The organism is Kitasatospora sp. NPDC048715 (assembly GCF_043198905.1).
GTDB classification, from domain to species: Bacteria; Actinomycetota; Actinomycetes; order Streptomycetales; family Streptomycetaceae; genus Kitasatospora; species Kitasatospora lactacystinica.
The window spans coordinates 29626-42884 of the sequence record NZ_JBICVH010000022.1; the positions used below are offsets into that span (position 1 = coordinate 29626).

Here is a 13259-nt window from a genome sequence, read left to right on the forward strand (position 1 = left end):
TCGAACGGCTTTTCGTCAACGCCGCGTGACGCGCGGGCAGCCGCCGCACATGTCCCTCGGATCGGCGGTGTACACGAGGCAGCAGCTGGCCCGGGACCGGACCGGGGGCGGGGCGCTCTCCGCCCCGGGCGCCGGGGGCGCGAAGCCGGCGCCCGGGGTGAAGGGTGCCGGGGCCGGGGCGGGACGGTCGTCCGCGCCGGGCGTGCGCGCGGGGTCGAGGGCCCCGCCGGGCGCCAGCAGCGCGGTCAGTTCGGTGCGCGCCCGCTCCTGCTCCCCGAGCAGCCCGCCCGCGTACCAGAGTCCCTCCACCACCGCGTCGGTGGCCATCGCCCAGAGCACCCGGGGTCCGCGCCTGGCCTCCGGGCCGAAGGCGGTGAGCACCGGGGCCAGGAAGGCGCCCAGGGCGGACCGCAGGGCGGCGGCCAGCGCCGGCTCGTCCGGCGCCGTCCGGGCCTGCCCGGAGCCGGCCGCCGGGTCCTCCGGCAGGCAGGCGAACTCCGTCGCGCGGACGGTCAGTTCGACCGCGTCGGGGCGCCTGCGCAGCGCGACGTCCCGCAGGGCGAGCAGCGGGACGCGCCGCTCCAGGAACCACGGCAGCGTGAACAGCAGTGAGACCGGCCAGACGAAGCGGTGCAGCCCGAAGCCGGCCGCGACGTCCGGGCGCAGCGGCTGCCCGTAGCGGGCGAGGCCCTGCCGGGCGTCGTGGGCGATCAGCTCGCGCACCGCCTCGGGGTGGGTGGTGAGGTCGGCGGCGGGCAGCCAGCCGTCGCGGCGCCGGGGCGGGGCGCAGCGCACCGTCAGAACGGGGGTGAGTCCGGACAGCCGGTGGTACGAGGGGGCGCCCGGTGTGGTGGGAGCGGGGGCGGGGACGGCGGTGCGCGTCCCGGTGGTGCGGGGGACGCGCGGCCTGGGGCCGGGCCGGGTGCTGCTCGCGGTCATGGGCGGCCCCATCGGGTCGACCGGGGCGCCCATGGTCCGCCCGGCGGTGCCCGGCGGCACGGGCCCGTCGGACGCGGCCGGACCGGGGCATGGCGGTGCCCGGGGAACGGCAAGGCGACCTGGCCGGGGTACTGCTCCCCCCGGCCAGGTTAGCCTCACCTTAGCTGATTGTTCCTCCGGTCTCGCTCGCGATGCGCCCGTCCGAGGGAGGCCCCGGCGCACGGGAGGCGGCCAACTGGCGTGCGAGCCAGACCGGCACGCCGCCCAGGCCGGCCACCAGCCGGGCCGCCTCGGCCCGCAGCCGCGCGGCCTCGGGCGGTTCGGACACCTCGGCGAGCGCCGCGAGCGCCGGTGCCACCCCCACCGTGAAGCCGAGTTGCTCGCGCAGCCGCAGGGAGGCCTCGAAGCCCTCCCGGGCGTTCCCGCGGTCCCCGCGCGAGAGCGCCAGCGCGGCCAGGTGCCGCCAGGTGTACGAGCGCAGAAGTTCGTCCCCGCGCTCGCCGGCGCCCTCGTGCGCCCGGCGGTAGGCGATCCACGCGGCGCTGCGGTCGCGCAGCAGGTTCTCGGCCACCAGTCCGCGCCGGAAGTCCAGCAGCGGTCGGCCCGGGGCGTCCGGCGGCAGCAGCGCCGAGGTGCGGCCGAGGGCGGCCTGCGCCTCGTCCAGCCGGTCCCGCGGGCCGAGCACGCTCGCCACGTACGCGAGGAAGCCGCGGGCGCAGGCGGCGGCCGCGCGCTGCTCGGTGCCGGAGGCCAGTGCCTCCGCCAGGCGCAGCGCCTGTTCCGCCTGGGTCCAGTGCGCCGCGGTGAACAGGCACTGCTCGATGAGGAGTTCGGCCCGCCCCAGGGCCGCTTCCGGGTCGTGCTCGGCGGTCGGCCGCAGCAGTTCGGCGGCCTCCTGCCAGCACCCCCGGGACCTCAGCCGCCACACGGTGTCGCCCGGTTCCTCCGCTGCCGCCCGCCCCCGCTCCTCCGGGCCGCTCGGGTTCCATCCGTGCTCCGACAACGCCACCTCCTTGTGTGCGCCATCCGGCAAGCGCGCGGACCTGCCCCTGAGGCCCTGCCGCCACGACCCGCACGCATGGCGACGACAGGGCGAAAGGCCCGCGCTGTGGCCGCAATTCAACACGGGGGTGAGCTTGTGCACCAGATCACGAGCGAAGGTTGTTGCTTTTGGAGGAAAAATGATCTAGGGGTGCGCACGGGAGGAGACGCCGGAGGAGACACGGGAGGGGGAGGTGGGGGCGGAGGTGGGGGCGGCCCGGCGGGCCGCCCGGTGGGTCAGGAGGTCCAGCCGGTCTCCATCAGGGCCTCGGCGGCGCCGTTCGCGGGCTGCGGCACACCCGCCAGGTCCAGGCTGAACAGGGCGACCAGCAGCTGTTCGCCGCGCACGGTGGCCTGGTGCGAATAACCCGCGAGGGTGAACATCGCGGCGGCCATCTCCTCGGCGTGCAGGGTCTGCAGCCAGAGGCACTCGACCGACTTCACGTCGGCGGGCTCGGTCCAGGTGTCCACCTGGGCGACCATCCGGCTGCCCAGCAGGGTGACCCCGTCGCGCTCCTGGGCCTCGGTCAGCTCCAGGTCGTCGAAGCCCAGCCACTCCAGGTAGCGGGCGGCGGTGAACACCGCGTCCTGCGAGGTGCGCACCGGATGGGGGCGGAACGGCGCGCGGTGGCGGAACGGGCGGGGGCGGCCGGCCGAGGGCGGTGCGGGCGGGGCCGGGGCGGGCGCGTTCATCGGGTGGGCCGGGTACGGGCGGGCGGCCTGCGGGCCGGGGGCGGCGAGCGGGGCGGCGGTGCCGCCGCCCAGCCGGGTGGCGCGGTCCACCGGCAGCCGGACGGTCGCGCCGCAGTTGCAGGTGAACTCGGGCTGCGGCCACTGGTCGGAGCGGCCGCAGTGCGGGCAGCGCATGCTCAGCCAGGAGTCCTCCCAGGACCGGAAGCGCACCTGCACCGGCACCCCGCCGCGCAGCAGCGGCACCTTGAGCGAGGCCCCGCACGGGCAGGGCAGGGAGGGAGGTTCGTAGAGGTGCTCGCGGCGGCAGGCGGGGCAGCGGATCGCCCGGGCGCCACCGCCCGGCCCCGGCCGCGTGGGGTCGTGTCCGGTGAAGTCGTCGGGCAGTCCGGCCATCGCGGGCTCCGTCCGTCGGGGGCGGGTGGGTGGGACGTTTCCCATGCTCCCCGAAATGTCCGGCGCCGGGCGCGGAATGAGGCAATCCTCAGGGACGGATCAGGGAATCCTGCCCGCTCGGGTGGGGGCGGAATCCTCCCCGAGGGGGATGTCCGGCGGGTCGGACCGGGACGTTCACCCGGCGGACCAGCGGGCCAGGTCGGCGGGGGTGTCGAGGTCGTCCGGGGCGGCGACGTCGGCGCACTCGACCAGGACGAGCTCCGCCGCGTGCGCCGTCAGCAGGGCGCGGGCCCCGGCGTCGCCGCGGGCGCCCGCCGCCGCCTCGGCGAAGTGCCGGGCGCCGATCAGCACCGGGTGCCCGCGCCGCCCGCCGTAGGCCGCCGCGGCCAGTTCGGCGCCCGCCCGGTGGGCGGCCAGCAGCCGGGCCACCGCGGCCGGGGTGACGCCCGGGGTGTCCACCAGCATCACCAGCGCCGCCGTGGCGTGCGGCGGCAGGGCGGCCAGGCCGGCCCGCAGCGAGGAGCCCATGCCCTGCGCCCAGTCCGGATTGCCGACCAGCCGGCAGCCCGGCAGGTGCGCGGTGGCCCGCACCCGCCCGCCCTGCGCGCCCAGCACCACCGTGACGTCCGCGCAGCCGCCGGCCCGGACCACCGCCACCGCGTGCTCCACCAGCGGCCGGCCCCCGTACCGGAGCAGGGCCTTGGGCCGCCCGCCCAGGCGCCGCCCGCCCCCGGCGGCCAGGACCAGGGCGGCGACCGGGCCCGGTCCGGCGGGTGTCGGCGCAGTCTGCATGGGGCCAGCCTGCCCGGTCGGGGCCGGGGCGCGCATTGTGGGAAGCCACAAGGGGAAGCCGCGCGCGGCGGCCGCGGCCCGGCGGTTCGGCCGCTGGCCGGGCCGGGCCCGGGCCCCCTGTACTGGGGCGATGAACACCGCACCCCCGCCCGTACCCGGGGCCGCGCCCCGCCCGCTGGTGGACCGCTTCGGCCGGGTCCACACCGATCTGCGGGTGTCGTTGACCGATCGCTGCAACCTGCGCTGCACGTACTGCATGCCGGCGGAGGGGCCCGCCTGGCTCGCGCGTGCCGAGGTGCTGGGGGACGACGAGGTCGTGCGGCTGGTGCGGATCGCGGTGGAGCGGCTGGGGGTGCGCTCGGTGCGGCTGACGGGCGGGGAGCCGCTGCTGCGGCGGGGGCTGACCGGGCTGGTCGGGCGGATCGCGGCGCTGGGCGCGGAGTTGTCGCTGACGACGAACGGGATCGGGCTGGCGCGTACGGCCGCCGGGCTGCGCGAGGCGGGGCTGGGGCGGGTGAACGTCAGCCTGGACACGCTGCGCCCGGAGCGGTTCGCGGCGATCACCCGGCGGGACCGCATCGGTGACGTGCTCGCGGGGCTGGCGGCGGCGAAGGCGGCCGGGCTGGGGCCGGTGAAGGTGAACGCGGTGCCGGTGCGCGGGGTGAACGACGACGAGATCGTGGAGCTGGCCGCCTTCGCCCTCGCGAACGGGTACCGGATGCGCTTCATCGAGTCGATGCCGCTGGACGCGCAAGGCGCCTGGGAACGCTCGGCGATGGTGACGGCGGAGGAGATCCTGGCGCGCCTGGGGGAGCGGTTCGACCTGCGGCCGGTCGGCCGGCCCGGCAACGCCCCGGCGGAGGAGTGGCGGATCGCCGGCACGGACGCGGTCGTGGGGGTGATCGCCTCCGTCACCCGGCCGTTCTGCGGCGGCTGCGACCGGGTGCGGCTGACCGCCGACGGGCAGCTGCGCGCCTGCCTGTTCGCGACCGAGGAGTCGGACCTGCGGGCGCTGCTGCGCGGTGGGGCGGACGACGCGGCGATCGAGGCGGCCTGGCGGGTGGCGGTGGCGGGCAAGGGGCCCGGGCACGCCATCGGCAGCGCGCGGTTCGTCCGGCCCGACCGTCCGATGTCGGCCATCGGCGGCTGAACGCCCCGGTGGGGCGGGGCGGCTTGAGCGGGTGTGAGCTTCGACATGCTCCGGGCCGGCCCGTGGCGTCGGCTTGACCTGCTCTCGGGGCGGCTGATCTGCTGGTTCGCCGTCACCCCGCCCCTGATCCCGGGAGTTCTCCGTGCCCGCCCGCCGCACCACCCTGTCCGCCGCCACCGTGTTCCTGATATGCGCGCTCGCGCTGGTCGGCTGGCTGATCGGCGGCCGCGACCACAAGTCGACCGGCCCCAAGCCCGGTGGCGGCGCTGTCGCCGGGGCCACCGGCACCAGCCCGCTGCAGAACCCGGACGGCACCAAGCCCGGCCTGGCGCCGCTGACCACCCCCGAGGAGCGGAAGGCCGGCCGGGACGTCATCGCCAAGGTCGCCACCGCCGCCGTCGGCACCAAGGACGGCTACGACCGCAACGAGTTCGGCCCCGCCTGGACGGACAACGTCGACGGCGTCCCGTTCGGCGGCAACAAGTGCGACACCCGCAACGACCTGCTCGCCCGGGACGGCACCGGCGTCGAGCACAAGGACGGCTCGGACTGCACGGTCACCGCGATGACCATCTGGGACCCGTACACCGGCAAGAGCGTCCAGTGGACCAAGCAGCAGGCCTCCAAGATCCAGATCGACCACGTGATGCCGCTCTCCTACGACTGGCAGATGGGCGCCAGCAAGTGGGACAAGGCCAAGCGCGTCCAGATCGCCAACGACCCGCTCAACCTGATCCCCGCCGACGGCTCGCAGAACGCCTCCAAGGGCGACTCCGGCCCGGCCGCCTGGCTGCCCGCCGACACCGGGATCCGCTGCTCCTACGCGGTGCGCTTCGCCCAGGTCTCGCTGAAGTACCAGCTGCCCGTCACCGACGCCGACAAGAAGGCCATGCTCCAGCAGTGCGACGGCTGACGGACCGTCGACCCCGGCCGGGGGCGGGTGCGATGTGCTTCGGACGCAGGTCGGATGGTATTCGTGGGCGGTGCCCCCGATCACTTCCCGGTTCCCCCGCTCGTCCGGGCGCGCCGTGCCCGCCCTCGCCGCCGTCCTCGCCCTCGCGCTGTCGAGCGGCTGCACGGGCGGTGTCGCCCGGCCTCCGCTGGACGAGCGGGTCGCCGCCACCGCGACACCCGCCCTGCGCGCGCTCTACGACCAGCACATCGACTGGCAGCCCTGCCCCGGCGACGACGGCACCGACCCGGACACGGCCGTCGTGCGGTGCGCCACCCTCAAGGTGCCGCTGGACTACGCCGATCCGGGCGGCCGCACCATCGACGTCGCTGTCACCGAGGTGCCCGCCGCGGACCGCGAGCACCGGCTCGGGGCCCTGCTGCTCAACCCCGGAGGGCCCGGAAACTCCGGTGTCAAGATGGTCCGTTGGGGCTGGAAGAACTATCAGGGGCCGCTGCACGACCGCTACGACCTGGTCGGCTTCGACCCGCGCGGCACCGGCGACACCGTCCCGGTCCAGTGCCTGGACGACTCCACCCGCGACGAGTGGGACGCCACCGACGACCCGGACTACGGCCGCGGCCGGGTCCTCGCCGAGGCCTGCGAGGCCCGGCACGCCGACCTGCTCCCGCACCTCGGCACCCGCGACACCGCCCGCGACCTCGACGTGCTGCGCGGCGCCCTAGGCGAACGCCGGCTGGACTTCCTCGGCTTCTCCTACGGCACCCACCTCGGCGCCCGCTACGCCGAGGAGTTCCCCGAGCGCACCGGCCGGCTCGTCCTCGACGGCGCCGTCGAGCACGGCGTCCCCACCGCCCGGCTCGGCATCGAACAGGCCGTCGCCGCCGAGGACGGGTTCCGGGCCTTCGCCGCCGACTGCGCCACCGAGGACGGGGACTCCTGCCCGTTCGGCCCCGACCCGGCCGCCGCCCCGCAGCGCCTCGCCCGCTTCCTCGACGGCCTGCGCGAGCACCCGCTGCGCACCGCCGACGGCCGTACGCTCACCGCCGCGCTCGGCTGGGGCGCGGTCCTGGACGCGCTCGCCGACGGCCACCAGTCCTGGTCCGGGCTGCGCGACGCCATCGAACCGGCCGTCACCCGGGGCGAGGGCGAGAGCCTGCTCGCCCTCGCCGACAGCGTCTACGGACGCGGCGAGGACGGCCGCTACCAGAGCGTGGCCGACGCCTTCGCCGCCATCTCCTGCGCGGACGGCCCGCCGCCGCCCACCGACGCGGAACTGCGCCCGGCCCTCGCCGAACTCGCCGCCCGCGCCCCGCTGACCACCGGGCACGACCCGACGGGCACCCTGCTCGTCCCGGACTGCCGGGCCTGGCCGTACCGCTCGCCCGAGGTGCCGCAGCCCGTCCGGGCGCAGGGCAGCGCGCCGGTCCTGGTGATCGGCTCCACCGGCGACCCGGTCACCCCGTACGCCTGGGCGCAGCGGCTGGCCGGCGGGCTGGAGCACGGCGTGCTGCTCACCCGGGACGGCGACGGGCACATGGCCTACTACCGGAGCAGCTGCGTCCGGGACGCGGTGGCCGCCTACCTGGTGGACGGACGGCTGCCGGAGGCGGACACCCACTGCGCGACCGACTGAGGACGGGCGGCCGGGGACGGCGGAAGGGGACGGCGGAAGGGGGCGCGCCGCGCGAACGCGGCACGCCCCCTCCGGGGTTGCGGGCCCACCGTCAGGAGGTGGGGGCCGTCAGGTCGTAGAAGGTGGTCGAGCCGATGGTCTTCGCGGTGAAGTGGGCGGTCACCCAGGACGCGATCCGGGCGGACTCGTTCTGCTGCCCGCCCTCGTCGCCGCCCGCGCCGCCGAAGCCGCGGTGGGAGCCGCCGGCGCCGATGAACCAGTGCACCTTGCCCTCCTGGACGTACGTCCGGAAGCCGTCCAGGGTCAGTGAGGGGTCGGTGCCGTTGAAGCCGCCGAGGGCCATCACCGGTTCGCCGGTGGCGAGTTGGTAGCCGGCGGCGGTCTGCGAGCCGATCGTGGCGGCCGCCCAGGTGTAGTGGTCGGCGTTCTCCTTCAGCATGGCGGCGACCTCGTCGGTCACCTTGGGGCCGTCGAGCAGGCCGCCCATGCCGCCGGGGGGCGGGCCGCCGGCCGTGGCGCCGCCGGGGAGGCCGTCGGTGCCCGTACCCTCGGGGGCCTGCGCGCCGGGGAAGCCGGTGCCGTTACCGGTGCCGCCACCGGTGCCGTTGCCGCGCTCGTGGCGGCCGTTGCCGTGGTCGGTGCCCGCCCCCGCGCCGCTGCCCGGGAAGCCCTGCCCGCCGGGGAAGCCCGGCCCGCCGGGGAAGCCCGGCTGACCGTTCTGGCCGCCCGGGAAGCCCTGGCCGAAGCCGCGCCCGTTGCCGCCGCCCGGGAAGCCCTTGCCGCCCTTGCGCCCCGTGCCGCCCGGTCCGAACGCGCCGTCCACGCCCGGCCCGGCGGTCACGATCGAGCCGGTGTGCGGGGTGTTCACGGTGTCCACCGCGTACGCCGCCGGACCGCCGAGCGCCGCCGCCAGGCCCACCAGGCCCGCCACCGAGGCGATCCGCGCGCCGGTCCTGCCGGAGAACCGCCCGGCCGGCGACCCGGCGACCGGCGAGCCGGCGACCAGCGGACCGGCGGCCAGCGCCGCCGCCGCGAGCAGCCCGCCGACCAGCACCGCCCAGCGCAGCCACGGCACGAAGTCCGGGCTGCGGCCGAGCAGCACGAACGCCCAGACCGCCGTCACCGCGAGCGTCCCGGCCAGCACCAGCGCCCGGGGCAGCCGGTGCCGGGCCCGCCACAGGCCGTCCACACCCATGCCGACCAGCGCCGCGACGGCCGGGGCCAGCGCCACCGTGTAGTACTGGTGGAAGATCCCGGACATGAAGCTGAAGATCAGCGCGGTGGAGAGCAGCCAGCCGCCCCAGACCAGGAAGGCCGCGCGGGCGGTGTCGGTGCGGGCGTAGCGGCGGGTCGCCCAGAGGGCGGCCACCAGCAGGATCAGCGCGGCCGGCAGCAGCCAGGCGATCTGTCCGCCGATGTCGGTGCCGAACATCCGGGTCAGCCCGGTCTGCCCCCAGCCGTGGCCGCCGCCGCGCATCGCACCGCCCGGCAGGTCGAGCCCGGCCGGCATCCGGGCGCCGCCGCCCACGCTGCCGGTCTCGTCGCCGTTGATCCGGCCGAGGCCGTTGTAGCCGAAGGTGAGCGAGAGGAAGCTGTTGTCCTGCGAACCGCCGACGTACGGGCGGGCCGAGGCGGGCAGCAGCTCGACGACCGCCACCCACCAGCCGCCGGCCACGACCATCGCCGCGCCCGAGAGCAGCAGCTGCCGCACCCGCCGCCACAGGCCGGTGGGCGCGACGACCAGGTAGATCACCGCGAACGCGGGCAGCACGAGGAAGGCCTGCAGGGTCTTGGTGAGGAAGGCGAGGCCGAACACCACCCCGGTGAACACCAGCCACCGGGTGCCCGCCGCCTCGACCGCGCGCACCAGCCCGTACGCGGCCAGCGTCAGCAGCAGCACCAGCAGCGCGTCCGGGTTGTTGAAGCGGAACATCAGCGCCGCGACCGGGGTGAGCGCCAGCGCGGCGCCCGCCAGCAGGCCGCCGAGCGGGGAGAAGCGGCGGCGCACCGTCGCGTACAGCACGCCGACGGTGGCCGCTCCCATCAGCGCCTGCGGGGCCAGCACCGACCACGAGGAGAGGCCGAAGATCCGCGCCGACAGGGCCATCGGCCACAGCGAGGCCGGGGGCTTGTCGACGGTGATGAAGTTCGCCGCGTCCGAGGAGCCGAAGAAGAAGGCCTTCCAGCTCTGGGAGCCGGCCTGCACGGCGGCCGAGTAGAAGGAGTTGGCCCAGCCGGAGGCGCTCAGGCCCCACAGGTAGAGGACGGTGGTCGCGGCCAGCAGCGCCAGCAGGGCCGGGCGCACCCAGCGCGGGTCGTCCGCGCGCCCGCGCCAGGCGCGGGCCGGGAGGGTGCGCAGCCGGCCGGACCAGGACGCCGGACCCTTGGGGCCGGCGGGCGGCAGGGGCTGCTCGGGGAAGAGCGGCGCCGGGTCCGGCCGGGCCGGGCCGGGCGGCACCTCCGGTGGCGGGAAGTTCGCGGCCTCGGGCCACGGTTCGCCGGCCGGAGGGGAGTAGCTGCTCGTGGTCATGCGCCATACCGTCGGTGGCGTGCCTGAGAGAACCGTGAGACGGGGGTGTGAGGCGCGTGTGATCCGGAACGTCAGGCGGACGGCGGTACGGCGAGGTGCTTGCCCAGCCACTCCAGGGCCGGGGGGATCTCCCGGGTCCAGGTGTGGAAGTTGTGGCCGGCGGTGTCCAGCGTGATGGAGGACATCGTGGTGGGGGCCTTGAAGGCCGCGATCATGGCCTTGGTCTCGTCGTAGTTGTTCTCGTCGTACGCGGTGGTCAGCAGCAGGTTGACCGGGGCGGGCGGCTGGTTCTTCAGCCGCCACAGCAGGTCGTTCTCCTGCTTCAGCCGGTCGTTGCCGCCGAACAGGTCGCCGGTGGTCGCGTCGTGGGCGGCGCTGTAGTAGCCGGAGAGCGCGACCGCCGAGCGGTAGGCGTCGGGCTTGCGCAGCGCGAACTTGAGCGCGCAGTAGCCGCCGGTGGAGTTGCCGATCACCGCCCGGTTGGCCGGGTCGGTGCCGATCCGGTACGTGGTGGCGAGGGCCTTGGGCAGGTCGGTGGTGAAGAAGGTCTCCACCTGGGGGCCGTTCGGCACGTCCACGCACTCGGTGTCCCGGTCGCCGACCAGGGTGGGGCGGGTCATCACCAGGACGGTCGGCGGCAGCTTCTTCTGCTCGATCGCGTTCAGCGTGGACGCCGGGTACTGCATCAGCGAGATCAGCTTCTCCGGGGTGCCCGGGTAGCCGGTCAGCACCAGGGCCATCGGGAAGCGCTGCTTGGCGTAGTCCGGCTGGAAGTACTGCGGCGGCAGGTAGACGTACGCCTCGGTGGTCAGACCGCTGCCGGCCCCTTTGACGTCGACCTTCTGGATCAGGCCGGAGCGCTCCGGGTCCGAGCCCTGGGCGGAGTAGAACTTCTGCTCGCCGGTGACGGCCACCCCGGAGGCGTTGGGCTGGTGGTCGACCACCGTGCCGAGCCCGCCGCTGGTGCCGAGCAGGTCGGTCCAGGAGCTGTAGAAGCCGAAGTAGCTGTTGGCGATCAGGCCCATCGCGGCCAGGACCGACACCTGGGTGGCGAGGAACGCGCCGATCCGGCCCAGCCACGCCTTCCAGCCCTTCCCGCCGAACCGCGGCCAGAGCCACATGGTGGCGGCGAAGACGGCGATCGCGAGGAGGGAGGCGATGATCTGGAGCGGGAGTCCGGTGAGACTGAGCACGAGCCCGATCGTAGTTGACCTCCGTGGAGGCCCCGGGGCGGCCCCTTCCGATGATCGTCCTTATCGGGTTGACCCGGGTGGTTCGTGCTCGGCAGCATGTCGCCCCGACGCGTACGGGGAGTGCGCGGCGGATGACAGTGGGGTGGGGTCGTGAAGTCGATGCGGTTCGCGGGTTCTTCGGGTGGGGCGGGTCTGGCGGTCGGCGGGGTGCTGCTGCTCGCGGCCTGCTCCGGCGGGGGTGGTGGTGCCGCCGCGCCGAGCGCTTCGGCGACGGTCGTGCCGAGCGCCTCGGCGACGCCGTTCGGGACGACGCTCGCGCAGTCCCTGGAGCCGGTCGGCACCGGGCTGTCGAAGGTGGCCGCGGCGACGACCATGAAGGAGGTCGAGACCGCGCTCGCCATCGTGGAGTCCAGTGCCGACCGCGCGGTCCGGAGCCTGAAGGCCGCCGGCGCACCGGACGGGGTCGACGCGGCGCGCACCGAACTGGTGACCGGACTGAACACGCTCTCCGCCGAGGCGCTGACGATCCGCACCGACCTCAACCTCAAGAAGTACTGCACCGTCGGCGTCATCCAGGCGCAGCTCGGCGGCGGCCAGGGGCTGGTGGCGGTCCCCGCCGCGCTCGCAAAGCTGGCGACGGCCGGCCAGCCGGCCGCCCTCACCGTCCCGCAACTGCCCAAGCCGCAGCCGCAGCCGCGGGTCCTGGAGAACGGTTCCCTGGTCCGCGACGGCGGGAACCGCGGCAAGGGGGAGCTGACCTTCGACAACAACGGTGCGGCGGACATCGTCGTCTCGGTCGTCCAGGACGGCCAGGCCGTGGCCTCGATGTACGTGGTCAAGGGGCAGAAGGCCACCATGGACGGCATCAAGTCGGGCTCGTACGACTTCCACTACACCGCCGGAGTGGACTGGGACGCCGACGTGAAGCAGTTCACCCAGGGCTGCCGGTTCGTCAAGGTCGGTGACAAGCACGAGTTCGAGCCGTCCGGGACGACCTGGACGGTCACGTCCAACGCGCGGGACGGCAAGGGCAACGTCAACTCCGACCAGCTGAACGCGGCCACCGCTCCGCAGCCGTAGCCGCCGCGTAGCCTCTGCCCGTAACGGGCATACCGGGACGGGTCGTTGCCTTCGGATGGCACGACCCGTGCCGGGCAGTGGCGAGTTCGGTCACAATCCTTGACCTCTTGAAGTGGCCATGGCACTTTCGTGCGGCGCGGGCGTCGGCGACCAGTCGTACACCCCGCGATCCCCCACAAGGAGAGCCATGTTCAAGAGATTTGTCGCGGTGGCCGGTACCAGTGCCGTCGTCGCGGGCGGGCTGGCCTTCGCCGCCGCCCCCGCGCAGGCCGTCCAGGCGGCCGACCTGACGTCCACCATCGCCCTGAGCAACTGCTCCGCCTCGCTGGTCCGTTACCCCACCTCGGTGGCCGGCGACCGCGCGCTGATGCTCACCAACGGGCACTGCCTGCCGACCATGCCCTCGGCCGGCCAGGTGATCCAGAACGCCACCGCCAGCCGCAGCGGCACCCTGCTGAACGGCGCGGGCAACAGCCTGGGCACCGTCCAGGCCGACAAGGTGCTCTACGCGACGATGACCGGCACCGATGTCGCGCTCTACCAACTCACCGACACCTACGGGTCGATCAGCTCCAAGTACGGCGCCACCGCGCTGACCATCAGCGACTCGCACCCGACCGACGGCGCGTCGATGTACATACCCTCGTCGTACTGGAAGCAGGTCTGGAACTGCTCCGTCAACGGCTTCGTGCCGACCCTGCGCGAGGACGAGTGGACCTGGCACGACTCGCTGCGCTACAGCTCCGGCTGCAACACCACGCACGGCACCTCCGGTTCGCCGATCGTCGAGTCCGCCAGCGGGCGGATCATCGGCATCAACAACACCGGCAATGACGACGGCGCCATGTGCACCCTCAACAATCCGTGCGAGGTGGCCGCCGACGGCACCACCAAGGCCT

General features: G+C 75.0%; 10 protein-coding genes and 1 pseudogene. 5 read left to right on the top strand and 6 right to left on the bottom strand.

The genetic code is table 11. The features are described 5' to 3' along the window. Window positions 1–15 precede the first annotated feature (15 nt). The 4 genes from ACGFSC_RS34870 to ACGFSC_RS34885 form a co-directional block, all read right to left on the bottom strand. Window positions 16–939: a (2Fe-2S)-binding protein gene (locus tag ACGFSC_RS34870; protein ID WP_359908007.1), complete on the bottom strand. Its 924-nt coding sequence runs from the start codon at window positions 937–939 to the stop codon at window positions 16–18. A gap of 160 nt (window positions 940–1099) precedes the next feature. Next, window positions 1100–1942 carry a hypothetical protein gene (locus ACGFSC_RS34875; protein ID WP_380354328.1) on the bottom strand — a complete coding sequence of 281 codons (843 nt, stop codon included), beginning with the start codon at window positions 1940–1942 and terminating at the stop codon, window positions 1100–1102. Between the two features lie 275 nt (window positions 1943–2217). After that, window positions 2218–3066 carry a hypothetical protein gene (locus ACGFSC_RS34880; protein WP_359908005.1) on the bottom strand — a complete coding sequence of 283 codons (849 nt, stop codon included), beginning with the start codon at window positions 3064–3066 and terminating at the stop codon, window positions 2218–2220. A gap of 174 nt (window positions 3067–3240) precedes the next feature. After that, window positions 3241–3858: a nucleotidyltransferase family protein gene (locus tag ACGFSC_RS34885; RefSeq protein WP_359908002.1), complete on the bottom strand. Its 618-nt coding sequence runs from the start codon at window positions 3856–3858 to the stop codon at window positions 3241–3243. Window positions 3859–3988: 130 nt separating this feature from the next. Here ACGFSC_RS34885 and moaA point away from each other — a divergent pair, with 130 nt between their 5' ends. The 3 genes from moaA to ACGFSC_RS34900 all read left to right on the top strand — a co-directional run bounded on the left by moaA (window position 3989) and on the right by ACGFSC_RS34900 (window position 7557). Next, on the top strand, window positions 3989–5008 hold the full coding sequence (moaA, locus tag ACGFSC_RS34890) for a GTP 3',8-cyclase MoaA (RefSeq protein WP_359907999.1): 1020 nt from the start codon (window positions 3989–3991) through the stop codon (window positions 5006–5008). Window positions 5009–5150: 142 nt separating this feature from the next. Further along, window positions 5151–5921 carry an HNH endonuclease family protein gene (locus tag ACGFSC_RS34895; protein WP_359907996.1) on the top strand — a complete coding sequence of 257 codons (771 nt, stop codon included), beginning with the start codon at window positions 5151–5153 and terminating at the stop codon, window positions 5919–5921. 70 nt (window positions 5922–5991) lie between these two features. Next, window positions 5992–7557 (top strand): alpha/beta hydrolase, encoded by a 1566-nt coding sequence (locus ACGFSC_RS34900; protein ID WP_359907993.1) that lies wholly within the window; start codon window positions 5992–5994, stop codon window positions 7555–7557. A 91-nt stretch (window positions 7558–7648) separates the two neighbouring features. Here ACGFSC_RS34900 and ACGFSC_RS34905 read toward each other — a convergent pair whose 3' ends face one another. Both ACGFSC_RS34905 and ACGFSC_RS34910 read right to left on the bottom strand, forming a co-directional pair. Then, the gene (locus ACGFSC_RS34905; RefSeq protein ID WP_359907991.1) at window positions 7649–10087 is read right to left on the bottom strand and encodes a glycosyltransferase family 39 protein; all 2439 of its coding nucleotides are present in this window, start codon (window positions 10085–10087) and stop codon (window positions 7649–7651) included. Window positions 10088–10158: 71 nt separating this feature from the next. Continuing rightward, a complete protein-coding gene (locus ACGFSC_RS34910) occupies window positions 10159–11280 on the bottom strand; it encodes an alpha/beta hydrolase-fold protein (protein WP_359907988.1) in 1122 nt (373 codons plus the stop codon). 150 nt (window positions 11281–11430) lie between these two features. On the opposite strand from ACGFSC_RS34910, the gene ACGFSC_RS34915 reads away from it, so the two are divergent. Continuing rightward, window positions 11431–12360, top strand: coding sequence for a hypothetical protein (locus tag ACGFSC_RS34915; RefSeq protein ID WP_359907985.1), 930 nt, complete (start codon window positions 11431–11433; stop codon window positions 12358–12360). A 187-nt stretch (window positions 12361–12547) separates the two neighbouring features. After that, window positions 12548–13165, top strand: a pseudogene (locus ACGFSC_RS34920) (trypsin-like peptidase domain-containing protein); the annotation flags it as partial. Window positions 13166–13259: the final 94 nt, after the last annotated feature.